Annotated in this window: 20 protein-coding genes; 6 read left to right on the top strand and 14 right to left on the bottom strand. The window is 59.1% G+C overall.

Annotated features, from left to right (window positions below; genetic code table 11):
• The first annotated feature begins 25 nt into the window (after positions 1–25).
• Together R2940_11640 and R2940_11635 are read left to right on the top strand one after the other, a co-directional pair.
• The gene (locus R2940_11640; protein MEZ4600429.1) at positions 26–2,146 is read left to right on the top strand and encodes a hypothetical protein; all 2,121 of its coding nucleotides are present in this window, start codon (positions 26–28) and stop codon (positions 2,144–2,146) included.
• Between the two features lie 19 nt (positions 2,147–2,165).
• Positions 2,166–3,314, top strand: coding sequence for an HD domain-containing protein (locus R2940_11635; protein ID MEZ4600428.1), 1,149 nt, complete (start codon positions 2,166–2,168; stop codon positions 3,312–3,314).
• 34 nt (positions 3,315–3,348) lie between these two features.
• Here R2940_11635 and R2940_11630 read toward each other — a convergent pair whose 3' ends face one another.
• From R2940_11630 to nadC, 8 genes are all read right to left on the bottom strand, one after another.
• A complete protein-coding gene (locus R2940_11630; GenBank protein ID MEZ4600427.1) occupies positions 3,349–4,071 on the bottom strand; it encodes a TIGR02266 family protein in 723 nt (240 codons plus the stop codon).
• Positions 4,072–4,104: 33 nt separating this feature from the next.
• Positions 4,105–4,605, bottom strand: a complete 501-nt coding sequence (locus R2940_11625; protein MEZ4600426.1) for a MogA/MoaB family molybdenum cofactor biosynthesis protein — start codon at positions 4,603–4,605, stop codon at positions 4,105–4,107.
• Complete coding sequence (locus tag R2940_11620) at positions 4,602–5,069, bottom strand: MOSC domain-containing protein (protein ID MEZ4600425.1); 468 nt, start codon at positions 5,067–5,069, stop codon at positions 4,602–4,604. Before R2940_11620 ends, R2940_11625 begins: the two co-directional genes overlap by 4 nt.
• Positions 5,070–5,094: 25 nt before the next feature.
• Positions 5,095–6,138, bottom strand: a complete 1,044-nt coding sequence (locus R2940_11615; GenBank protein ID MEZ4600424.1) for a hypothetical protein — start codon at positions 6,136–6,138, stop codon at positions 5,095–5,097.
• 368 nt (positions 6,139–6,506) lie between these two features.
• Entirely contained in the window at positions 6,507–8,582 is a 2,076-nt protein-coding gene (fusA, locus tag R2940_11610) for an elongation factor G (protein ID MEZ4600423.1), read from the bottom strand.
• Between the two features lie 217 nt (positions 8,583–8,799).
• Positions 8,800–9,567: a type III pantothenate kinase gene (locus R2940_11605; GenBank protein ID MEZ4600422.1), complete on the bottom strand. Its 768-nt coding sequence runs from the start codon at positions 9,565–9,567 to the stop codon at positions 8,800–8,802.
• A 184-nt stretch (positions 9,568–9,751) separates the two neighbouring features.
• Positions 9,752–10,738: a biotin--[acetyl-CoA-carboxylase] ligase gene (locus R2940_11600; GenBank protein MEZ4600421.1), complete on the bottom strand. Its 987-nt coding sequence runs from the start codon at positions 10,736–10,738 to the stop codon at positions 9,752–9,754.
• A 116-nt stretch (positions 10,739–10,854) separates the two neighbouring features.
• Entirely contained in the window at positions 10,855–11,679 is an 825-nt protein-coding gene (gene nadC / locus R2940_11595) for a carboxylating nicotinate-nucleotide diphosphorylase (protein ID MEZ4600420.1), read from the bottom strand.
• Between the two features lie 228 nt (positions 11,680–11,907).
• On the opposite strand from nadC, the gene R2940_11590 reads away from it, so the two are divergent.
• Entirely contained in the window at positions 11,908–12,804 is an 897-nt protein-coding gene (locus tag R2940_11590) for an OmpA family protein (GenBank protein ID MEZ4600419.1), read from the top strand.
• Positions 12,805–12,809: 5 nt separating this feature from the next.
• Here the strand turns inward: R2940_11590 and R2940_11585 are convergent, their stop codons facing one another.
• From R2940_11585 to R2940_11570, 4 genes are all read right to left on the bottom strand, one after another.
• Positions 12,810–13,445 carry a hypothetical protein gene (locus tag R2940_11585; protein ID MEZ4600418.1) on the bottom strand — a complete coding sequence of 212 codons (636 nt, stop codon included), beginning with the start codon at positions 13,443–13,445 and terminating at the stop codon, positions 12,810–12,812.
• Positions 13,446–13,751: 306 nt separating this feature from the next.
• Positions 13,752–14,507, bottom strand: coding sequence for a DUF364 domain-containing protein (locus R2940_11580; GenBank protein ID MEZ4600417.1), 756 nt, complete (start codon positions 14,505–14,507; stop codon positions 13,752–13,754).
• Positions 14,508–14,689: 182 nt separating this feature from the next.
• Positions 14,690–15,232, bottom strand: coding sequence for an archaemetzincin (locus R2940_11575; protein ID MEZ4600416.1), 543 nt, complete (start codon positions 15,230–15,232; stop codon positions 14,690–14,692).
• A 144-nt stretch (positions 15,233–15,376) separates the two neighbouring features.
• Positions 15,377–16,027: a YkgJ family cysteine cluster protein gene (locus R2940_11570; GenBank protein ID MEZ4600415.1), complete on the bottom strand. Its 651-nt coding sequence runs from the start codon at positions 16,025–16,027 to the stop codon at positions 15,377–15,379.
• Between the two features lie 117 nt (positions 16,028–16,144).
• Here R2940_11570 and nifE point away from each other — a divergent pair, with 117 nt between their 5' ends.
• The 3 genes from nifE to R2940_11555 are packed head-to-tail and all read left to right on the top strand — an operon-like array spanning position 16,145 to position 19,830.
• Positions 16,145–17,497 (top strand): nitrogenase iron-molybdenum cofactor biosynthesis protein NifE, encoded by a 1,353-nt coding sequence (nifE, locus tag R2940_11565; GenBank protein ID MEZ4600414.1) that lies wholly within the window; start codon positions 16,145–16,147, stop codon positions 17,495–17,497.
• The gene (gene nifN, locus R2940_11560; protein ID MEZ4600413.1) at positions 17,485–18,774 is read left to right on the top strand and encodes a nitrogenase iron-molybdenum cofactor biosynthesis protein NifN; all 1,290 of its coding nucleotides are present in this window, start codon (positions 17,485–17,487) and stop codon (positions 18,772–18,774) included. Before nifE ends, nifN begins: the two co-directional genes overlap by 13 nt.
• Positions 18,775–18,816: 42 nt before the next feature.
• Positions 18,817–19,830 carry a nitrogen fixation protein NifQ gene (locus R2940_11555; GenBank protein MEZ4600412.1) on the top strand — a complete coding sequence of 338 codons (1,014 nt, stop codon included), beginning with the start codon at positions 18,817–18,819 and terminating at the stop codon, positions 19,828–19,830.
• A 52-nt stretch (positions 19,831–19,882) separates the two neighbouring features.
• Here the strand turns inward: R2940_11555 and R2940_11550 are convergent, their stop codons facing one another.
• Positions 19,883–21,256: a dipeptidase gene (locus R2940_11550; GenBank protein MEZ4600411.1), complete on the bottom strand. Its 1,374-nt coding sequence runs from the start codon at positions 21,254–21,256 to the stop codon at positions 19,883–19,885.
• Positions 21,256–22,800, bottom strand: coding sequence for a R3H domain-containing nucleic acid-binding protein (locus tag R2940_11545; GenBank protein MEZ4600410.1), 1,545 nt, complete (start codon positions 22,798–22,800; stop codon positions 21,256–21,258). Before R2940_11545 ends, R2940_11550 begins: the two co-directional genes overlap by 1 nt.
• Between the last annotated feature and the right edge of the window lie 21 nt (positions 22,801–22,821).

The raw sequence follows: 22,821 nt of genomic DNA, 5'->3' as shown, positions 1-22,821 counted from the left end.
GAACTCATTTACCAAGGAGACGGTGATGCCTGATACAGTCGATCGCAATCAGGTGTTGAGGCTGGACCTCAAGTTGCTGACGAAGTTCATTTACGAGCTGAACATCGCCCGGCACCATTCCCTTTCCTATCCCACCGGTCATCCCCTCATCCGGGCCTCCATCGATCGGGCTCTGGACCTGCTGCAACAGCTGTCCCCGGAAAGGGAATCCTTTTCCATCGGCATCACCAGCGATTCCCTCTGGTACGGTTCCACCCCTCTCGATCAGAAGAATCCCGTATTTCGTGATTTTGCCCATCACCTTTTTTCCCGCGGCGGCGCCCTCATCACTTTTCAGGCCGCCCTGACAGCCCGGGAGCTTGAAATCTTCTTCGCGGTGCTGGCAAATACCCGGGAGGAAATTCTGGAGCAGGGCGGTCTGCAACAGACTCTGAAGGCGGCCGGTATTGTTCACCTCTCCCTGCAGCAGATTGACTATGGCCGGTTTCGTCCGATCCGGAAAACGCAGATTTCACCAGGGTCTCAGGAAACCGGAAAACGACATTCGGTCCTTTGGGAACGATTTGTCCGGGAACTGCTCGATGATCAGGCCGGACATTCCGTGGAGTCCCCCGTTGACACCGTCTCTCCCGAGACTCTGGCCGAAATCCTGAACCAAAAAGGTGAACCGCAGGCGAGAAAGACCCTGGGACACTACGAGCAGGCCATCACCGAATTCCTCAGAGAAATGGATCGGGAAAAACTGGACGAGGAGGTCTGCACGCCCGCCATCAACCGGCTCAAAATTCTTGCCGCCAATCTTAACCCCGAATTTCGTTTTCAGCTGATGAACAGCACCTTCAGAGAGCTGGATAAACGACCGGACACGGCGGCCCGGTTTCTGCAGCATTTCCCAGCCGGCATGCTGCTGGAAGCGCTGGAAAACCTCAATAACCGCAGGGAAGCCGTCCCGCCGGTGATTTTCAAGCTTCTGTCCCACCTGACCCTGCAGAAAACGGATTTGAAACACTTCAGCGGCAGCACCACAGCCGCGGGGATCATTCAGGATTCCGATCTTGAACCGCTATTCATGCCGGATCAAACCATCGCCTATTCCACCGAAGAATATCGCGGCATGCTGAAATCTCTGGATGGCGCCGCAGCCCCTGCCGTGCCAGCCGCACCGCCGGTCAGTGTCAATCTGGACGATCCGGAGTTTGATGCGAACATCGAAAAAAAGACCTGCGAAATCATCTTCCATCTTTCGACAGGCATCCAGGTTGGCGAAGAAAGCGGGTTTTTATGGGAGACCCTGCTGCAGCTCTGGGACCACCTGCTCGGTATCGGCGATTTCAACACCCTGGCCGATATCTATCAGAAGTCGCTGAATACCGGCTCCGACTTTTTTACGACTCTGCATCGCCCAGAGGCTCTGAACGAAGTTCTCGACTCCCCGAACCATTGGGGAAAAGAAAAATTCGCCGAAATCCAGCGGCTGGTCGTCACCATAGGCTCACCCGTCGTAAAGCCACTGCTTGACCGGCTGGCGACCGAAAGCAAAAGGTCCCTCCGGTATTTCCTCATCGATTGCCTCGTTGAACTGGGGGAAACCGCGAGACCCGAGATACTGGCGCGGCTCAAGGATCAACGCTGGTATTATCTCCGCAATCTCCTGACCGTGCTGCGGCGCCAGGGTGATCCTTCCGTCATGCCTGAAGTCCTTCTGCACCTGCGCCAGAACCCCAACGAAATCGTTCATCAGGAGTTGTTGAAAACGGCCATCGGCCTGTCTCATGCAGAAATGGACCAGCTGCTGCTGGAAGATCTGGCTCATCCACTGATCCAGCGCCAGCTCGGAGCTGTTCGGCTGGCCCCTCATAGCCGCCACCCGCAGGTCTTCCAGTCCCTGCTCCGCTTTCTGCAGATCCGCGACCTTTCCGATGCCGGATTCAGACAAAAGATCGCCTCTGTGAGGGCCCTGGCCGAAATGAACAATACCGCGGCCCTCCCCGACCTCGAACGGCTCTATTCCAGACGGAGCCTGCTGCATCCGAGAAGGCAAAGGCTTTTGCAAACAATCATCCTGGAAAACCTGCGGCATTATTCGGGCCAGGACGCAGCGCTGCTGTACCGGAAATTGGGCGGGAAAAATTGGCAGAAGGATTAGAACGGGGGCGGAGAAGATCATGATAAATGACAAGCGATCTTCCTGGCATGAATTTTTCCGCTGCCTGGTCACGGCAGCCGCCCATGCCGACCTTTACGACTCAGGCCATCCGCAGGTTCGGCACCTGGTTTCGAAAGCCCGCACCCTGCTGGGCAGTCTGGTTGCTGGCGGCAACAGTGCCGAACTGCTGCTCCTCGACGAGGACATCGTCATCGACAAAGCTCCGCTGCCTGCAAGCCTGCATACCCGCCGTTTCTCCACGGCGCTGATAACCAGCGGCGTCGAGCATCTGCGGATTATGCCGGATATCACCGAACGGGAACTGCTGTCTCTGGTCCTTGCCCTGTCCCGCCGTGGGCGGAGTGACGCCCCACTGCAATCGAGCGCACATCTGGTTTTCGGAGTCATCGACCTGGAAGATGGGAGAAACAAAGGCTCCTCCTGGGCGTGCCGGGAACAGGTGGAATTCACGAATGAAGGGGAAATTGCCGAAGAAACCGCCAGATTTGCGGAGATCTGTGAAAGCGCCAGGCAGCACCGGCCGGTCAGCGTCATCGGATTGTCAGAAATCGTTGTCCGTTTCATCCATGCTTTCGAGCAGGAGCTGCCGCCGCTGGGGGTGCTGGCACCCCTCAGGGTTGCCGACGAATACACCTTTACCCACGCTACCAATGTCTGCCTGCTCAATCTGGCCCAGGCCAAAAGTCTCGGTGTCGAATCCACCCTGCTGCACGACATCGGGCTCGCCGGGCTGCTGCACGATGTCGGCAAGCTCTTCATTCCGCAGGACATATTGCAGAAGCCCGGAAAACCGACGGACCAGGAATGGGAGATCCTGCAGCAGCATCCCGTAAATGGCGCCCGTTATCTCCTCGAGTCCTCTGGGGTGCCCCATCTTTGCGTGGTGACCGCTTTCGAACACCACATGAAGTTCAACCTTTCCGGTTACCCCATGGTGGCCTCCCGCTGGCGTCAGCATTTTGCGAGCCATATCACCACCATTTCGGACATCTTCGACGCCATATGCACCAAACGGTCCTATCGGGATCCCGTTCAGGTCAAAGAAACGGCCCGTTTGATCGCGGGCTTGAAAGGAACCGAACTTCACCCGCAACTTACGGAAAACTTCCTGGGCGTTATCGAGAGGAATCTTGCCGAAACGGCCTGATGCAGGGGCTAACGTCCCCTTTCCCGCGGAGCTGTTATCCGGGCTGCCTGGATTCGAATTCCTGGCGCATGAAGGATCTCACAAGGTGCATGTCTTCCACGGACAGATCGAGAAACTGCACCCCCATCCCGCACGGCATGAAGGGATTCTGTTTTTTGGGCGGTTCATTGACCCAGGCGACCCGGCCCTGGCAGGAGATAGGCAGCGGCTGTCCGGGCAGGACAAACTCCAGGTCGAGCGGTGTATTCATCGGCAGGGGTGAATCCGTTTCGATAAACAACCCCCCCGCACTGATATTGATGGAGTAGTTGCTGAGTTTCCTGCGGTCGGAAGCCGGCCCGTAAAAGACAGTCATCCGAACCGGAATCCGGGGGGCCGCGCCCAGTTGGATGCGCAGGTGCTTCCTGCAGACCTCGGTCATCTGGGACCAGTCGACCGGCCCGGGGATAAGGTCATCACAACCGGCGCGGCGACAACGATCCAGCATATCCTGATGAGCCAGATCCACGACCAGAACCACCGGTATTTTTTTCAAGTCCGGATGGGTTTTGAGACGACAGCAGCATTCGTCGCCGTTCAACTCGGGAAGAACGGCATTCATGACAATCAGGTCCGGTCGGTCGTAGACCGCGCTTTCGTAAGCCTGCACCCCGGAACAGGCGACAAGAAATTCATATTCGCCTTGATCTGCATCGGCTCTCTCCCATTCCCTAGAAAACCCGTCCGCGTCCACCAGGAGTATTTTTTTCCGAATCAATGTCAACCTCTTTCCATCAGAATCAAGCAGCCCTCAACGAGCACAGTCCTCCGGATCACCCTTCAGTTTCTTCAGGCCGTGGCCCAAAGCCGGGAGCACCACCTCGAGGTTTTCCCGAACCCCTTTGGGACTGCCCGGAAGATTGATGATCATCGCTCTGTTCCGTACCCCCGCCAGTGCCCGGGAAAGCATGGCATGGGGGGTTTTCTCCAGGCTGGCGGAGCGCATGGCTTCGGCGATTCCGGGAATATCCCAGTCGATGACCCTTCTGGTCGCCGTTGGGGTGACGTCGCGGGGACTGAGCCCGGTGCCGCCGGTGGTCAGAATCAGATCGAGATGCTCTTCATCGACCCATTTGACCAGCGTCTCCACGATCGTCTCGACATCGTCGGGGATAACCTGATAGTGGGTCACTTCGCCGAGTCCGGCCACCATCTCCCGTAACACCTGCCCGCTGATGTCTTCCCTTTCACCGCGGGCGCCCTTGTCACTCAGGGTCAGGACGCCGATCCTGAATCCTTCTGAATCTTTCATGGGGCCTCTTTTCTTTCCGTTTCCAGCATCAGGACAATGACGCGGTCTCCCCTGGCCACAGGACCGCCCTTGACCACTTTGGCGAAGATTCCTTCCTTGGGCATGACGCAATCGCCGGCCTGATAGTAAATCTGGCAGCGGGTGTGACAGATCTTGCCGATCTGGCTGATTTCGAGCAGAGCGGATTCACCCACCTGCAACTGGGTACCGACGGGAAGACCGCACAGGTCGATCCCCTCGGTGGTCAGGTTCTCGGCGAAATCTCCGGCCCCCACATCCAGCCCCTTGGCCTGCATCTTGGCGATGCTTTCCTTGGCGAGCAGACTGATCTGCCGATGCCAGTCGCCACCGTGGCCGTCCCCTTCGAGGCCGAATCCGGCCACCAGCGTCCCCTGCCCGACGTCTTTTTTGCGTCCGCCCTTGGTGGGGCTGACGCATACTGCCACCACTTTTCCCTGCATCATCTACCTATGACTCCTCTAGGAATTCCTACCGCCGCTTCTGCCTGGCATTCAGCAGGCGACGGGCGTTGTTGACGATTATCTGCGATATTTCGCGGCTCTTGGCAAGCACTTTCAGGTCCCGGTCTGTCATTGAATTCATATAGCGAATGGCCTGTCCGGGAGGAACCCGCGGATGAACCACCAGGGCCTGCCTGATCGTGTAATTCTTCATCCACTCCCGGTTCTGGGTGATCAAGCGGATCATCTCCTCGCTGGCCCCCTTGTTCTTGGCCACCGTCAGTACCTCGCCATCGGTGATTCTGGGGTTTTTCAGTACCGCCGTTGAGACGAGCTTGTTGGTGTCCTGGATCAGGATCTTGCGCCATTCCTTGTCGCCGTTGAGTGCTGCCTTGATCTTCTCCGAGACGCCCATGCTGAGAGCCTGTTGGTATTTGGACCGGCTTTCTTCATCCTCGACCTCCTCGTCCCAGGTTTCCTCGCCATCCTCCCCTGCGCCGGCGTCCTCGTCTTCTTCAGGCATTTCCTCGAAATCCGGAGTCTCGTCGTCCGCCGCCGGAAACGGCTGTCCGTCCAGGCCGGAAAGTCGCGCCAGCAACTCCTGGTCGGCCGCAGGATTTTCCGAGGCCGCCTGGTAAAGGGAGGCGGCTTGCGGGCTGAAGGAAAACCGGTCTGTCAGCAATTCCAGCACCGCCCGATCGGCATGACGGGCCACCAGGGGGAGGACCTGCGGATCGAGCAGCGGGTGAGACAGCAGTCGCTCCATGATCACAGCGTCATCCGGCCGGCAGGCGGCGATGAACTGGAGCAGTTGCGGATGAAGCTCTTCTTCCTGAAGCAAAGGCAGCAGGCGCGACGCCGGCATCCGTCGCAAACCGAGTCGGGCTGCTCGGCGTATCTCCTCGCCGCCGCGGTGGGCCAGCAGAAAAAGGGCGGTCAACTGCTCCTGGTCGCCAAGGGGCAATTCGCCCCTTATCGCCCGGAGCTGATCCTGCTCGGAAACACCGGCATCAATCAGTTCCCCCACCCGGGGGGTTACTTTGAGACGAATTGTTCGGGTCTGTTCTTCCATCGCAAAACAAATCCGCCATCCGGCGGTTCCTAGAATCATCCCTGAAAAGAAAAATTATCTTCGCCTTTTAACCGGATAGTGTCAAGTAGGGGCAGGCCCCTGTGATGGTCGGGTTGTAAACTTTAGGTTTATCCAAATCGAAATCGCTATCGAAATCGAAATCGGGTGTTAGCCTTTTCGTTTTTGAAGCCAAAAGCCAAAGGCCGATTTCGATTTCGATTTCGATGAAAACCTTGTCCAACCCTTTTTTTGAAAGCTTTTGTCGCGGAGTCAATAAAAGACGTCCTCCGGCCCTGGTTGGGCCGGAGGACGAAATCAATCCAACAGAATCCAATGCCGTTTTTCAGACTTGTCCGGCCTGCCTGGGCTCACTCCGCCTGCTTCCGGCTGGCCACGACCTTGTCCGTGATATGCTGCGGCGCCTCTTCATAATGGGAGAACTCCATGCTGAACATCCCCCGGTCGGAGGTCATGGAGCGGAGTTCCGGCGAGTATTTCAGAACCTCGGCCAGGGGCACCTGCGCCATGATGACCTGATTGCCGCCCTTGGGATCCATGCCCAGCACCTTGCCGCGGCGGGAGTTCATGTCGCCGATGACATCGCCGACGCAGTCATCGGGGACGGTGATTTCCATGTGGACGACAGGCTCGAGCAGGATCGGCTTGGCCTGTTCCATCCCTTTCTTGAAACCCATGGAGCCGGCGATCTTGAACGCCATTTCCGAGGAGTCGACGGTGTGGAAGGAGCCGTCGAAGAGGGTGGCCTTGAAGTCGACGGTGGGATAACCGGCCAGGGTACCGGATTTGGCCGCCTCGATGATCCCCTTTTCGACAGCCGGAATGTACTGGCGGGGCACGGCGCCCCCCACGATCTTGTCTTCGAACTCGAAACCGGTGCCGCGCGCCAGCGGAGCGAATTCCAGCCAGACGTCCGCAAACTGACCGCGACCGCCGGACTGCTTCTTGTATTTGCTCTGCAGCTTGGAGGTGCCCCGGATCGTTTCCCGATAGGGCACCTTCGGTTCCTTCAGGTCCACCTCGACGTTGAACTTGCGCTTCATCTTTTCGGTGGTGACTTCCACGTGCACCTGACCCATGCCGGAAAGAATCAGTTCATGAGTCTCCTCATCCCGCTGAACCTGCAGGGTGGGATCTTCCTCGACAAGCTTGTGCAGGGCATTGTTGATCTTGTCCTCGTCGGCCTTGCTGCGGGCTTCCAGGGCGAAGGAGATGACCGGCTTGAGGGGTTCGGGATACTCGAAAAGGATCGGCTTGCCGGCATCGCAGAGGGTGTCCCCCGTTGCCGTCTCCTTGAGTTTGGCCACCGCCACCAGATCGCCCGGTCCGGCCTCGTCCACCGGTGTCTGCTTTTTGCCGTTGAGCATGAAAACCTGGCCGTAGCGCTCGCTGGTATCCTTGTTGGGGTTGTAGAAATTGCCGTCGGATTTGAGGGTGCCGGAATAGACCCGAATAAGGGTCAGCTTGCCGGTGTAGGGATCGCTGATGGTCTTGAACACCAGCCCCGAGAAAGGCGCATCCTCGGCGGGAGCCCGTTCCTCAACTTGCTGGTTTTTGGGATTGGTGCCGTTCAGATTGCCCTTGTCCAGAGGGGATGGCAGGCAGACCGTGATGTATTGGAGCACTTCGGCAATCCCGTAATTGGCAGTGGCGCTGCCGGCCACGACGGGAATAAAGGTTCCGGCCAGGGTTCCGGCCCGGAGTCCCTGAAGTATTTCCTCGGGGGAAAGATTCTCCTCCTCGAGATATTTTTCCATCAGGGCATCGTCGGTGTCGGCGACCGCCTCCATGAGCATGATACGCATGGTTTCCGCTTCATCCTGCAGCTCGGCGGGCACCTCGGCCTCGTCGTACCCCCCCTTCTGGCCGTTGAACAGATGCGCTTTCATGGTGACCAGATCGACCAGTCCGCGGAAATTATCTTCGGCGCCGATCGGCAGCGTGACCACCACCCCCGGCACGCCGAGCGACTCCTCCATGCTGGACACCGCCTTGGCGAAATTGGCCCGCTCCCGGTCCATCTTGTTGACAAAGGCGATGCAGGCGACGTTGAAATCCTTGCACCATTCCCAGATTTTCTGGGTCTGCGCCTTGACCCCGGAAATGGCCGAAATCAGCAGTACCGCGCCGTCCACGGCCCGCAGGCAGTTGCGGGTGTCGTGGAGAAAGTTGGCGTAACCGGGAGTATCCACCATGCGGAGCTGATGCCCCTGCCACTGGCAATGCCCGATGCTGGCGCCGATGGAAATGTTGCGTTTGGTCTCTTCCGGTTCGTAGTCCATGCTGGATGTGCCTTCATCGACCCGCCCCAGCCGATCGGTGACTCCGCAATCGAACAGAATCGCCTCGACCAGGGAGGTCTTACCCGCACCCCCATGGGCAACAACCCCCAGATTTCTCACTTTGGCCGTATCGTACTTTCCCATAGTCTCTCCCTTCCTCTTTCCCCCCCAGCGGGGAACTGTCTAAGGATCACATACCAGGAAACAACGAACAGCGCGGCGTCCCCCCGCCGCACCCTATCCCGATCCGGCAGCACCCTGCCGGTCAAATCGATCAATGGGTTGAGCATGCCCGGTTTGGAAGCGGGCAGAATCAATTCTCTGTTTCAAATCTCCTTTCCCGATCCCGATAAGGATCGAATCATTTTTTGTTGCGCAGATACAGGATTCTCAATCCCTCCAGGGTCAGGAACGGCTCCACTTCGTCGATGGTCTGGGAATCCGGGGCGATGACCCTGGCCAGCCCGCCGGTAGCGATCACGACCGGATTTTCCCGGGCTTCTTCCTTCATCCGCTGGACGATGCCGTCCACCAGCCCCACGTAACCGTAGTACAGCCCGGCCTGGATGCTGTTGACCGTATTCTTGGCAATCACCTGCGGGGGCCGGCTGAATTCAACCCGCGGCAGCTTGCTGGCCCGCTGGAAGAGCGCTTCGGCCGAAATGCTCAGTCCGGGAGCGATGGCTCCCCCCTGATACTCTCCCCTGGCCGATACCAGATCGAAGGTCGTGGCGGTGCCGAAGTCGACGATGATGAGGCTGCAACGGCGTTTCTCGAAAGCCCCGACCGCATTGACGATTCGGTCTGCCCCGACCTCCCGGGGGTTGTCGTACTGGATCGGCATTCCGGTTTTCATCCCAGGGCCGACCACATAGGGGGTAAGGTCGAAATATTTGCTGCACAACCCCTCCAGGGCATTGCGGGTCGGCGGAAGGACGCTTGAGATGATGATATCCCGGATCTCTGCAAAAGAGATTCCGCCCAACCGGAGCAACTCGTGCATGAGAATGGCGTACTCGTCGACGGTGCGGGTCTTGTCGGTGGTGATCCGCCAGCTGTGCAGCAACCGGTCTTCCTGATAAACCCCCAGAACGGTATTGGTGTTGCCTACGTCAATGACCAACAACATATGGAAACTGTGAACTCCAGATATCGATTTCAATCACAAGTGGATTTTTCACCACGAAGAACACGAAGAACGCGAAAAAAATCTTTTCTATACAAATATGTCTTGAGATGTTTTCTATTTGTTTTCCACTTCGTGAACTTCGTGCTCTTGGTGGTCATGGCTTTTGATTCAGTACTTGATTCCCCTATTCCAGCAGTCGGACATCCCCGGACAGCACCCTCCGCTCGGTTCCGTCCCCCATTTTCAGCAGCAGGGCGCCGTTATCATCGAGTCCCGACACTCTGCCGCGCAACCGGTACTCCTGACAGTCCACCTCGACCTCCCTGCCCGCCATTTCAAAAAACTCCTGCCATGCCGGCAGGACTTCAGCAAAACCCCGCTGCAGATAGAGTTCATAAAGGCGGTCGAGATTTTCCAGCAGCGCCCGGACAAAAGGTAAACGTTCCATTTTGTTTCCGGTCTCCATCGCCAAAGAGGTCGCCGGATAGCGCAGATCGGGAGGAAACTGGTCAGGCTGCATGTTCAGATTGACCCCGATGCCAAGGATCAGATAATGGATCCGTTCCGTTTCTGCATCGATTTCATTGAGCAGTCCCGCCACCTTCCGTCCCCGGAGCAGGACGTCGTTGGGCCACTTGACGCTCGGAGGCAGCCCGGAACACTGGGCCACACTGCGGGCGACCGCCGCTGCCGAAAGAAAGGTCAACTGAGAGGCATGATGGGGGGGAATGGCCGGACGCAGCACCACTGAGGCATACAGATTCACGCCCGGCGGCGATTCCCAGCGGCGGCCGAGTCTCCCCTTGCCTGCAGTCTGGGCATCGGCCAGCACAACCGTTCCTTCGGATGCCCCCTTCAGGGCCAGTTCGTGGGCCCGGTTATTGGTCGAATCGGTCGAAGAGAAGAATATGATCTCACGACCTATGCGTCTGATGTCCAGCCCGTTCCTGATCTCCTCAGGTAGCAGTATATCAGGGGTGGATGCCAGACGATAACCTCGCGAGGGCACCGCATCTATCCGGTAACCCAGGCTCCGCATCTGTTCGATCCGTTTCCAGACCGCCGTACGGGAGATTCCAAGGTCCCGACTGATCCGCTCGCCGGAAAGATATTCTCCGGCATGGTCATGAAACAGCTTCAGGATCTGTTCGCCGGTACTCTGCTGGTTCATTCCGATGGGATCCGCCTTTGGGCCAGTCGGGGTCGTTATCGGTTTCGGAATCGGGGCTGAAGCAGTTTCGATACCGACCCCCGATACCGACGCCGGCCCCGAAGAAGCAAGTGCAATTACCGGAACAACATCGATATGTCCACAGCGCGGGCCGAATGGGTCAGGGCACCGACGGAGATCAGATCGACACCGGTTTCGGCAATGTCCCGAACGGTTTCCAGATTGACTCCGCCGGAGGCTTCGGTCAGGGCGCGGCCGTCGATCATCCGAACCGCCTCACGCAATGTCTCAAGATCCATATTATCGAGCATGATAACGTCCGCCCCGGCGGCCAGCGCCTCCGACACTTCCATCAGATTGCGGGTTTCCACTTCGATGCGCAGAGTATGAGGTGCGTGCTGCCGGGCTCTCGCCACAGCGGTGGCAATGCCGCCGGCTGCCGCAACATGGTTCTCCTTGATCAGGACTCCGTCATATAGGGAGGTGCGGTGATTGCGCCCTCCCCCCATCCGCACGGCATATTTTTCCAGGGCCCGCAGGCCGGGAGTCGTCTTGCGGGTATCGACCACAGCGGCACCGAGACCCTCGATTTTTTTGGCGAAAGCCGCGGTCAGAGTCGAAATTCCGCTCATCCGTTGCAGCAGGTTGAGAGCGACCCTTTCACCCTGCAGGAGGGCTCGGGCATCCCCTTTCAGCCAGGCCAGAACCTCGCCCCGCTGGACGGCGAACCCGTCTTCCCGCAGCTTTTCGAAAGCCACGGATGGATCGAGAAGGGCAAAAACCCTTGCAGCGACATCGATGCCGGCCAGCATGAAATCTTCCTTGGCCACCAGTTCCGCGCGACTGACCGTCCCAGCCTCGATTGTGGCCAGAGTGGTCACGTCACCGAGGCCGATGTCTTCCTGAAGGGCGTTGCGGATGATGCGATCGGTTTCGAACATGGGGTCTCCAGAAAAAACGGTCGGATGGAACGTTGAAGCAACATGCTAAAACAAGGTTTTTATAGCATGCCCGCCAAACCCCCCGCAACCGAAAAGCCGGCGCTATGAAAACTATTTCCCTTTACATTTTCGCCAATTTTGCGAGAAAATCGGACAACTTATGTTTTGGGTCCGTCTGCAGAAAGACTTGCGGCAACCGCAGGTCAGCCCCGCCCGACAAGGAGATCGATGATGTTTCGAAATGTCCTGATGCCCGCATTCCTGCTGCCGGCGCTGCTGATTTCCGGCTGCGTGAGCAAGACCGAATATCAACGCAGAACCGACGAAGTCCGCAATCTGGAAGCCGCCGTCGCCGGGCTGGAAACCGATTATCGCCAGGCCATGGAACAACAGAAACAGCTCGCCGAAAGATACGATGAAATCAGCCAGCAACTTGAGGCGGCGACCCGTGAAAACGCTGCCCTGCGCAAGGATCAGCTGCGTGCGGCGGCTGACATAGAGAGGCTGGAAAGCGTGCTCAGCGCCCGCAGCGCCGAGGCCGGGGCAGCCCTCAGCGAAATGCGCCAAACGGTTGACCGTCTTGAACAGGAGAAACGGGACCTGAATGACCGTCTGGAAGAGGAACGGCTTGCCCGCCAGGCCCGCCTGGCTCAAATGAATAACACCTACAATGAACTGGTCGAAAAGATGGAAGCGGAAATTCAGCGGGGTGAGATCACCATCTCAGAGCTGCAGAACCAGCTGACCGTCAATCTGGTGGAACGCATCCTTTTCGATTCGGGAGAGGCGGAAGTCAAGCCGGCAGGCATACAGATCCTTCGCCGTGTCGGCGATATCCTCAAAGGCACAACCGATAAGGATATCCGGGTGGAAGGCCATACCGACAATGTGCCGATCAGTCCCCGGCTGAAAAGCACCTTTCCTTCCAACTGGGAGCTTTCCACGGCGAGGGCCAGCAATGTGGTGCGCTTTCTCCAGAGCGAGGTCGGCATTGCCGGTGAACGTTTGACGGCCTGCGGGTATGGCCCCTATCGCCCCGTGGCGGAAAACAAAACCGTCAAGGGCCGGGCCCAGAACCGCCGGATCCAGATCGTCCTGGTGCCCAGTCAAAAAACAACCAAGTAGCGGCCTTATTTTTGCTCCACCTTATGCTCATGCATCAACAACTGGACCACATCCATTTCGTGACGGCTCATGGTCCGCACGACATCGATCAGGGCCAGGAAAATGGGAGCCGCATGGGGCAGACAGAGGCCCTCCACCAGACGGGCTTCATGAGCGGTGGCAAAATCGATACTCAGGTGGCTGAGCTGGGGAGCCTTTTCCTCGAGGATCAATTTTTTCAGAACCTCGTTGTCGGTCTTGAAGATATCGACCAGGGTCCGCAGAATCTCGATCTGCCCATCGAATAGTTTGTTCGCCTGATCCATGGCTTTACGGGAAAAGGGGATGCCCTCCCTGATCTGTTTTTTCAGCGGTGGAATCGCTTCGTTCATCGCCTCGACGATCATTTCCAGGTGGCTGAGAACGCTGAACAGCTTGATCAGGGGCGTCTTCCCTTCCTTGTGGCTTTTCATCATGTGGGCGTCAATACGCTCCGAGGCGAGGGCGATTTCCTCCCGGGCGATGCCCTGATAACGTTCCAGTTCGGCCAAATCGTGACGATTTTGGCGGTTGAAGGCGCTTCGGGCTGTCTCCATCATCACCAGATTCGCCACCACGTCCGCAAACAGATTCAATTGCTCTTTTAGTGCTTGTCCCGACATTTTTTTCTCCTTGTCCCAGCCCAAACCCTGTGAATCCCTGACCAGATTCGAAATCCCTTTTCGGCCGCAGCCCATCTCCCGTATACAATCCTGAGGGACGACAACACCGACCTTTACGCGGATCCGTTCAGCGGTTCCTATATGTTGAATAATAACAGGCTTTTCCAGACCTTAAAGCAAAGCCGGGATCATTTTGTGCGATCGGGCATGTTTTTCGAAGATTCACCGGTTGAGACTGGCTTTCACTCGAAAGCAAGGCTCGGACTCAGGCATGAATCTGCGCCGAAAAAAGCTGGCCGGTCCAGATCAGGCGTTCAACAACAGGGATTCAAAAACGACGTGGTGCTTGAGAAGGGGGGTACCGCCTCCCTCGGAGACAACCCTCAGCACTCCGCCGGCATCGCGCACCCGCGCCCCGGAAATCTGGGTCATGGGAGTTCCGACGAAAAGCTCCGGCAGCAGCGGCGCGGAGGGTCCAAGAAGAACCGCACCGCGGGGACTGCCCATGGCGTCGAGAAGACCGTCAATGGTACCGGTAATGAGACTGGTTCCGGTGACAATGGCGATATCACAGGCGGCCAGGGCCTTCATTCCCTGCTCGGCATTCAGGTCGGCCGGTCGTTCCGGGTTGATTTCTACAATTTCCAGCCGGCAACCGATCTCCCGCAGGTTTTTGACCAGCGGGCCGAAATAGCCGATCATGACCACATGGTCCTTTGGCGTGATATTCAACAGTGATAGAGCTTCCCTGGTAGTCGCATCAGGGCGCGGGTTCCCCGCCAACAGGGCGTTGGCCGTCGCCACCCCAATGGTCCGGGTCAAGGCCCCTTCGTCCGTCAGCATATTCAGAAGCTCCGAAGCCGGACGGCCGCCCAGGGTACCTGCAAAGCTCAGATGAGTGCAGCCGCAGCCTTTCAATGGCGGGGTCCAGGCCAGACCGGCCGCACCATCGTCGAGTTGAACGGCGGAGTAACCCAATCCAAGCCGGACCTCGGAGACTCGCCGGGACTGGGCCTCATCCACAAGCAGATCATGCAACTTCTTCTGAAGCATCAGACTCATTCTTTCCTCCCTGTCAATGGTGGGCCCCCTTCATCCGAAAGGGAAAAAATTAAAAAACTGGCAGACGCGGTTCTGACTCGGGAAATTGAGATCTGAATCCACGGTTCTGTCGGGCTAGATGTCAATAGCACCTAAAATAATACCCACTGGACCATTAAACAAGGAAAATAATCTGTTTGGCCCTATTCCCGCTGCAGCACCTTTCGGCAGTGAGGGCAAAAAGCGGGCTGTTTGCGGTCGGTATCTGACAGACAACTGGAGAAATGCATGACGCAACCGGTCTTGCGGCAATGGCCGAGACCGAGCAGATGCCCGATTTCATGCACCGCTTCGACCAGGGCCCGACGCAGCAGCAACATTCTGGAAGCGGCAGGCACCAGACGGGCCAGAGATATGACCGCACAGCCGGTTCGGGGATCGGCGCTGCCGAATACATAGTTCATTCCAGGGGCGAACAGGTCCGCCACAGTAACGGCCAGCAGCAGGCTTTGGGCCGGCTTGCGAAGCGGCAACTGCTGCAGAAAAAGGTGTGAATCAAACTGGCAGGATCTCTCCCTGCAGGCATCGAAATCCGGTTCGAAGCGCTTCTCTCCCGTGACCCGCAAGCTGAAAATGCCGGGCAGACGGTCCCGCAAAAAAAAGATGACGTCCTTGTCCACCCCTTCGGTCCACAACAGGCGGATTTCTCTGATGGTCTCCCCGGGCGGGGAATCGGAGAGGAACATGGGACAAGTCAGTCCTTTATACCTGTGAGGATGGCAACGGGTTTCTTCCTCCAGCACAAACTTATTCAAAATTTAAGTGCAGAAAAGCAGGATTTGCAAGAGGCAATTTGACTTCGAACTTGGCAAATCCATGCACCCCCGTTTCTAACTTTTTTCCTGATAGGCGCAGAATCCCGGGCGGGGACCGATTTGTGGATGATTCCGGCAGGTGGCCGGTCGTTTCTGGTAGATGGTGCAAAGTCGGGTTTTCTGGTCAAGAAAGAGACAATCGTCATTGGCCCGGCGGGCCAGAGTGAACACTTCACTGCGAAAGTTGAAGTGATCGATAAACCCTGCCTTACGCAGTTTTTTCGCAATCTCTCTGGCGGGTTCCTCTGCTGCAAAGGGATCGATCAGCTCCATTCGCACCAGGTCGTCTACAGTCACCTCGACCGGCAGAGAGCAGCAGGTTGCCCGACAGTTCCGGCACAGGCTTTTGTGATATTTGACCCAGGTGTGGGGATGGTCGACATGGCAATACTGTCTGACATGAGATTTCATGAAATAGGGGTCCTTCTGCTGATTGGGATTCAGATCGATGAGGGTTGTGACAGGGACTTCAGCAAAACGATGGGAAAACCTGCGGATTCCGGCACAACGGTCCGGGAAATTAATAAAAATGACGGGGGATTGCAAGGGGTTTTTTGGTGAGGGGTGAGGGGTGAGGGGTGAGGAGTGAGGCGAAAGAAACTGCACAAAATTCATGCAGACCCGGCTTTTTTCCTTGCACCTGTCCAGGCAAAGACGGTCTTTCATGACGCGATTCCGGGTATTTAAGCCGTATGGCAAGCCTCTTGCTTATCCCTTTCCTGTAAGCTTCAGTCCCAACGACGTGACAAAGCTTGCCCAACCCTTTGTGAAAGGAGTCAGGCTTTGGCACAGAAACCGAAAATCCGCGAACTGCTCGACGAAAGCTCCTGCTCCCATAATCAGACCAGAAAGAGCGCCTGCAACGCCCCGGTTCCCGGCGCCACCACCGGCGGCTGTGCTTTCGAAGGTGCCCAGATCTCCCTGTTCCCCTACGCCGATGCCGCTCACCTGGTCCACGGACCCAATACCTGTCTCGGCGCCTCCTGGGAGACACGGCTGACCAGAACCAGCTGGCCGGGCCGTGACCTGACCCAGATGGGGTTCACGACCGGCATTTCCGGCAACGACGTCGTTTTCGGCGGCGAGGAGAAACTGCGAGAAGCCATCGCCTATATCGTCGAACATTACGCCCCCCGGGCAATCTTCGTCTACAGCACCTGCGTCACCGCCATGATCGGCGATGACATCGATGCGATCTGCCGCAAGGCCGAGGAAACCCACCAGATTCCCGTGGTGCCTGTTCATGCACCGGGGATCGCCGGAAGCAAGAATCTCGGCAGCCGCCTGGGCGGGGAGGCGGTGCTGACTCATCTGATCGGCACCCTCGAACCGGAATTCACGACCCCCTGCGACATCAATCTGATCGGCGACTACAACGTCACCGGCGACATGTGGCAGTACACACCCCTTCTGGAGGAACTCGGCATCCGGGTGCTCTCCACTCTCAGCGGAGACGGCCGGGTGGAAAGGATCCGCACCGCCCACCGGGCCAAGCTCAACGTTCTGGTCTGCGCCAAGTCTCTGGTCAGCCTGACACGCAAGCTGAAGGAACGTTACGGCACCCCCTTCATCTCCGTCTCCTTCTACGGCAAACGGGACACCAGCGCCGGGATCCTGGCCATCGCCGAGGCCCTTGGCGATGAAAACCTGATCGGCAGGACCCGGGAGATCATCGCCCGCGAGGAAGCCTTGCTGGATGAGAAGCTCGCCCCCTACCGGGACATTTTCCAAGGCAGGAAAGCGGTTCTCAACACAGGCGGCAACAAATCCTGGTCGATCGCTTCGGCCCTGCAGGATCTCGGCATCGAGGTGGTGGCCACCTCGGTTCGCAAGGCGACGGAGGAGGACAAAGAAAAAGCCCGCCAGTACCTGGGGGAGAATGGCATCCTGATGACCAATCCGGCTCAGGAGCAGGCCCGCATCATCGATGAGACCGGCGCCGACCTGCTGCTGGCCGGCGGCCGCAGCCTCTTCACCGCCATCAAGAAGAAGATCGCCTTCGCCGACGTCAACCAGGAAAAGAAAAAGAGCTACGGCGGGTATGCCGGCCTGCTCAACCTCGCCGAGGACCTCAAACTGGCCTTGCAGAATCCGGTGTTCAGAAACGTCGGCAGGAGGGCGCCATGGGAGAAGTGATGAACAAGCCGGTCAAACCGCTGCAGGTCAACCCGATCCGCCTGACTCAGCCGATGGGCGCGGCCCTCGCCTTTCTCGGCGTGGACCGCTGTATGCCGCTCATGCACGGCGGCATGGGCTGCACCTCCTTTACCAAGGTTTTTCTGACCCGGCATTTCTGTGAGCCGATCGCCATTCAGACCACGGCCGTCACCGACGTCACGGCTGTCCTGGACGGCGGCGATGCCGGAATTGTTGAGGCCGTGAAAAACATCACCGCCAAGGTATCGCCAAGCCTTATCGGCCTGCACACCACCGGACTGACCGAAACCAAGGGGGACGACATCGGCGGTGTGGCCAGGCAGGTGGATTTCCCCCTGGTCTACGTCCACACCACCGATTACGATGGCGGTCTGGAAAGCGGATGGGGCAAGACCACCCGGGCTCTGATCGAGCAGCTGGCGGAACCCTGTACCACCGTCTGCCGGGACAAAGCAGTGCTGCTGCCCCACGTAAGTCTGCAACCGATCGAAGTGGAACGCATCAAGGAGTTCATCGGGCGATTCGGTTTCCGGGTCCTGGCCCTCCCCGATCTCTCCACCTCCCTTGACGGTCACCTGGGGGAGAAGCAGAGTGCCCTGAGCAGCGGCGGCATCACCGTCGAGGAGATCCGGACACTGGCCGACGCAAATCTGGTTCTGTCGGTCGGCGAGTCGATGAAGCCGAGCGCGGCGGCCCTGCTTTCCAAAAATCCGGGCATGCGGCACCTCCACTTCCCCCACCTGCAGGGTCTGGAAGCCGCCGACAATCTGGTAGCGGCACTGATGGCTGAAACCGGCCAGGAGCGGCCCCATGACAGCATCATCCGCTGGCGCAAGCGGTTGCAGGATACCCTTCTCGACAGCCACTTCGCCCTCGGCAAAACCCGCCTGCTTGTCGTGGGAGAGCCCGATTTCTTGGCCGGAGCCTGCCGCGCCCTGGCGGAAGCGGGGGGCCGAACGACCCTGGCCATCTCTACCGTCGACTCGCCCCAGCTGAAAGGTCTTCCCGCCGACCGTGTCCTGGTCGGGGATCTGGAGGATGCCGAAAACGCGCGGGACGAATACGACCTTATCGTCGGCAATTTCCACTGCGAATCCCTCGCTCATCGATGCCATAAGGGTCTGGTCCTCCGTGGTTTCCCCTGCTGGGAGATCGTCGGCAATCAGTTGAAAAATGATCAGCTGTACGAAGGGAGCGCCTATTTCCTGTGCGAGGTGGCCAATGCGGCCGAGGAGGCGGCAAAGGAGAACCACTGACGCCCCTTTGAGGAAAAGACACTGGAAGAGAAGGACATTGCGATGACCGGTTACACGGAAACCATTCTGCGATATGCCTCAGACAACCGTTTTTCGGGGGAGCTTCCCGATGCCGACGGGGTCGGCGAGGTGGGATTGGGCGAGGGGGAAGCCGGGCGGCGGATCGGGGTGCGCTTCGCTCTGAGAATCGAAGGCCGCCGTGTCAGCGAAGCCCGATTTCAGGTTTTCGGCTGTGGATTCTCCGTAGCCGCCTGCGCCGCGGCTGCTGAACTGACCACGAACAGGTCGGTGGAAGAGGCTCTGACCATCGATGCCTCCCGGGTGGATGCCCTTCTGCAGGGGCTGCCCGAGGAGCGAAGCTACTGTGCCGATCTGGCTGTGGAGGCGTTGCAGGCGGCTTTGGCATCCGCCCTGAATGGGTCCGGTACCGTTCATCAGAACTTTCAGCCGCGGATGGCGGACCACGGTCCGCGGGTGAACAAGGAAGATCCTCTCTATCGCGCTCTGATGGATGGACCGGCCCCCCCGGGGGCCAGAGAGGAGGATCGTCATCTGTTTGCCTGCCTGCTGGCGGTGGCGGCCACTGAACCCTTCGATACCGCCGAGGCTCTCGGCCTCTCGCCCGAAGACCTGAACGGGCTCCTCCGCGACTGGTTTCCCGCCGCCGACAGGAATTTGCTGCAAGGTTGCCCCCCTTCCACCCGGCAGTCGCCGCCGGAAGTCAACCCTGAGGTTCTGGCCATTCTTCTATCCCATGTGCCCTCGGATGCGGGCGGTTGTCCCCGGGCCGACGCGCGACGCCTGTCGCACATTCTCGCCGCCCGGGCCGCTCATCCTGGACACCTCTGGGTGGCCATGGGCCTGTTCGAACGGCCCGAGTTGAGTGCGGCCATCCGCCGCCACCTCCCCTCCCTGGCCGACGCCAACAGCCAGAACATGCGCTGGAAGCGCTACCTCTTCAAACAGGTCTGCGACCTCAACGGCGGGGTGATGTGCAAATCCCCGAACTGCGGCGACTGCGCGGATTACCCTCTTTGCTTTCCGGAATCTGAGTAGGTGGTTCGAGGGACATAAAGGACACAAGGGACTTCAAGGACGGTGAAAAGCCTTATTGACGTAATCTGCCCAGAAATTCGGCAACGGTGGCCATGCCTTTCTCGAATTGGGCCAGACTGAGTTTCTCGTCGGGTCCGTGGGGGCCGTCGTCCGGCAGTCCGAAGCCCATCAGCACGACGGGTACCTGCAGAACCTGGTCGAACAGGGCGGCAACAGGGATTGACCCTCCTTCCCGCAAAAACACTGGCGGTTCCCGGTATACGCTTTGGATGGAGGCGGCGGCAGCCCTGAGAAATGGATTGTCGGGCGAAACGAGCACGCCTTCTCCACCACTCATCCGAACGACCTCGACCCTATGGCCGGCCGGGAGATGAACACGAACCGCTTTTTCCAGCCAGGTGAAAACCTGCTCCGGCTTCAATCCGGCCGGCAGGCGCAGACTGACCTTGGCCGTCGCCTGTGCCGGTATGACCGTCTTCACTCCCTTGTCGACGAATCCCCCCCGGATGCCGTGCACCTCCAGGGTCGGCCGGGCCCCGATCCGTTCCAGAGGTGGATAGGCCGTCTCCCCCACCAGGATGTCCACTCCCATCTCCGCTCGCAGGGCGGCAGCCAGATTCAGAGGATCGGCCTCCCAAAACGCCTTTTCCTCCGATGAAGGCGGCTGCAGGGCCGCGGCGAGTTCGGGAATATGGATTGCTCCGTCCTCCCCTTTGAGCCGGCTCAGCAGCAGACACAGCCCGTGGATCGGATTGGGCGCCACGCCGCCATAGCTGCCGGAGTGAAGATCCCTGGCGGCTCCGAAAACCGTAATTTCCGTATAAAGGATGCCCCGCAGTCCGGTGATCAGGCTGGGCCTGTTTTCGGCCACCATGTGAGTATCGCAGATCAGCGCGGCGTCGGCCTGCAGCCTGCCGGATTCGGTCCGCATCCAGGCTTCGATCGACTCGCCGCCGATCTCCTCCTCCCCCTCGAGGAGAACCTTGACATTGACGGGCAGACCTCCCGTCTCCCGGGACCAGGCCTCCAGCGCCGCGAGCACCAGCATGACCTGTCCCTTGTCGTCCACAGCTCCCCGGGCATAGATGTTGCCGTCCCGGATCACCGGCTCGAAGGGCGGACTGGTCCAGGCCTGCAGCGGCCCGGCCGGCTGCACGTCGTAGTGGCCGTAGATCAGCAGGGTCGGCTGGCCGGGACGGTCCAGCCATTCGGCGTAAACCAGAGGATGACCCGCCGTCGCAACCGTTACAACCTGGGGAAATCCGATGTCCTCCAATTTGGCCTGCGCCCAGGCCGCCGCTCGCTGCAGGTCTACGGCATGGTCGGCAGAGGTGCTGACGCTCGGGATCTTCAGCCAGGTCGTAAGTTCGGCAACGAAACGATCGAAATGGTTTTGCAGGTAGGACTGAACCGCGATGATTGGCATTACTCCTCCTCCCCCCCGATCCGGATCACAAGGCGCCTCTGCGGTTCCCGTCCGGTGCTCTCCGCCAACAGGCCCCGGCCGGCAATGAGGCGGTGCTGCATCTTGCGCAGGGAGGCGGGGCGGGGTGTCAGTTCCACTTCGACCCCCTCGGCAAGAGCCCGCCGGATGGCATCCTCGGTTTCCGCAACCATGTCCTGCACCTCCTCCCCCTCGATCCCGTCCATGACGTAGAAAACCCGCTCCAGCAAACGGCGCATCTCGTTGGCGGTGTTCCGCTTGATATAATGGATGGGCACTCCGCTCACCTCCGTCATCCGGCGCAGGCGGCGGTCTTCATTGCGGGAGCGGAGGGCGATGATCAGGTCGGACTGTTCCGGACCGCCGACCGTGCGGGCATTCAGCCGCAGGCTCCGGATCACCCGCTCCAGCAGGTCTCTGGACAGGGCGTAGGGGTAGATACGCACCGGCCCGCGGGGCACCTGATCGTCGCCGCCCGGCACGCTGATGGACAGGCCCGGCGCCTCTTCCTCCTCCGCCTGCACATGGATCTGACCGTCACCGGCCTTTTCCCGCCGTTCCCCGCCCGGACTCATGCCCCGCAGCAGGCGATCCACCGCGGCCGCCGTATCCGGATGCACGATCACCTCTTCCCGATCCACCATCTCCACCACGATGTCGAAAGTGGGGAGAGCCCTGCGTTCACTGACCGTCTTGGCGGTACGCCGTCGCCGAGCCTCCTCGTCACTCAGGGTCACCACCTGCACCCCGCCCACAAGGTCGGACAGGGTGGGATTTTTGATCAGGTTTTCGAGGGAGTTGCCGTGAGCGGTACCGATGAGCTGCACACCCCGTTCGGCGATGGTTCGGGCCGCGACCGCTTCGGCTTCGGTCCCTATTTCGTCGACGATGATGGCCTCCGGCATGTGGTTCTCCACCGCCTCGATCATCACCGCGTGCTGTCGGGAAACCCGGGCCACCTGCATTCTGCGGGCTCTTCCAATCCCGGGGTGGGGAATATCGCCGTCGCCGGCGATCTCGTTGGACGTGTCGATGACGATCACCCGCTTGTCCAGGTCGTCGGCCAGCACCCGCGCCATTTCCCGCAGCTTGGTGGTCTTGCCGACGCCCGGCCGGCCGAGGATGAGTATGCTCTGTCCTGTCTCCACCAGATCACGCAGCAGATCGATGCTGCCGAATACGGCCCGGCCGACCCGAAGGGTCAGACCGACGATCTGCCCTTTTCGATTGCGGATGGCGGAAATACGATGGAGGGTCCGCTCGATCCCGGCCCGGTTGTCGTCACCGAACTCCCCGAGCTGGGCTGTGACGTGGGCGAGTTCTTCGGCATGAACCGGATTCTCTGAAAGCTGCTCCACCCTGTCCGCAAAACGGGCTTCAGGAATCCTCCCCAGATCCATCACCACTTCGATGAGCCGCTCGAGCTCCATCCCGAGCAGAACCCCCTGAAGCTCGGCGGGAAGAATCGATATCAGCAAAAGAATATCTTCGCCATGGGTCTGTATCTTTTTCCGGCCGCCCTTCATTTTTTCCTCCGATATCCACGG

It is taken from the genome of Syntrophotaleaceae bacterium (genome assembly GCA_041390365.1).
GTDB lineage: Bacteria > Desulfobacterota > Desulfuromonadia > Desulfuromonadales > Syntrophotaleaceae > JAWKQB01.
The sequence above is the reverse complement of the archived record's forward strand: the minus strand, read 5'-3'. Positions and strand labels throughout refer to the sequence as shown.

Coding starts and splice junctions, on each gene's coding strand:
- R2940_11640 (MEZ4600429.1), top strand. CDS start 26: ATGCCTGATACAGTCGATCGCAATCAGGTGTTGAGGCTGGACCTCAAG.
- R2940_11635 (MEZ4600428.1), top strand. CDS start 2,166: ATGATAAATGACAAGCGATCTTCCTGGCATGAATTTTTCCGCTGCCTG.
- R2940_11625 (MEZ4600426.1), bottom strand. CDS start 4,605: ATGAAAGATTCAGAAGGATTCAGGATCGGCGTCCTGACCCTGAGTGAC.
- R2940_11620 (MEZ4600425.1), bottom strand. CDS start 5,069: ATGATGCAGGGAAAAGTGGTGGCAGTATGCGTCAGCCCCACCAAGGGC.
- R2940_11615 (MEZ4600424.1), bottom strand. CDS start 6,138: ATGGAAGAACAGACCCGAACAATTCGTCTCAAAGTAACCCCCCGGGTG.
- fusA (MEZ4600423.1), bottom strand. CDS start 8,582: ATGGGAAAGTACGATACGGCCAAAGTGAGAAATCTGGGGGTTGTTGCC.
- R2940_11605 (MEZ4600422.1), bottom strand. CDS start 9,567: ATGTTGTTGGTCATTGACGTAGGCAACACCAATACCGTTCTGGGGGTT.
- R2940_11600 (MEZ4600421.1), bottom strand. CDS start 10,738: ATGAACCAGCAGAGTACCGGCGAACAGATCCTGAAGCTGTTTCATGAC.
- nadC (MEZ4600420.1), bottom strand. CDS start 11,679: ATGTTCGAAACCGATCGCATCATCCGCAACGCCCTTCAGGAAGACATC.
- R2940_11590 (MEZ4600419.1), top strand. CDS start 11,908: ATGATGTTTCGAAATGTCCTGATGCCCGCATTCCTGCTGCCGGCGCTG.
- R2940_11585 (MEZ4600418.1), bottom strand. CDS start 13,445: ATGTCGGGACAAGCACTAAAAGAGCAATTGAATCTGTTTGCGGACGTG.
- R2940_11580 (MEZ4600417.1), bottom strand. CDS start 14,507: ATGAGTCTGATGCTTCAGAAGAAGTTGCATGATCTGCTTGTGGATGAG.
- R2940_11575 (MEZ4600416.1), bottom strand. CDS start 15,232: ATGTTCCTCTCCGATTCCCCGCCCGGGGAGACCATCAGAGAAATCCGC.
- R2940_11570 (MEZ4600415.1), bottom strand. CDS start 16,027: ATGAAAGACCGTCTTTGCCTGGACAGGTGCAAGGAAAAAAGCCGGGTC.
- nifN (MEZ4600413.1), top strand. CDS start 17,485: ATGGGAGAAGTGATGAACAAGCCGGTCAAACCGCTGCAGGTCAACCCG.
- R2940_11555 (MEZ4600412.1), top strand. CDS start 18,817: ATGACCGGTTACACGGAAACCATTCTGCGATATGCCTCAGACAACCGT.
- R2940_11550 (MEZ4600411.1), bottom strand. CDS start 21,256: ATGCCAATCATCGCGGTTCAGTCCTACCTGCAAAACCATTTCGATCGT.
- R2940_11545 (MEZ4600410.1), bottom strand. CDS start 22,800: ATGAAGGGCGGCCGGAAAAAGATACAGACCCATGGCGAAGATATTCTT.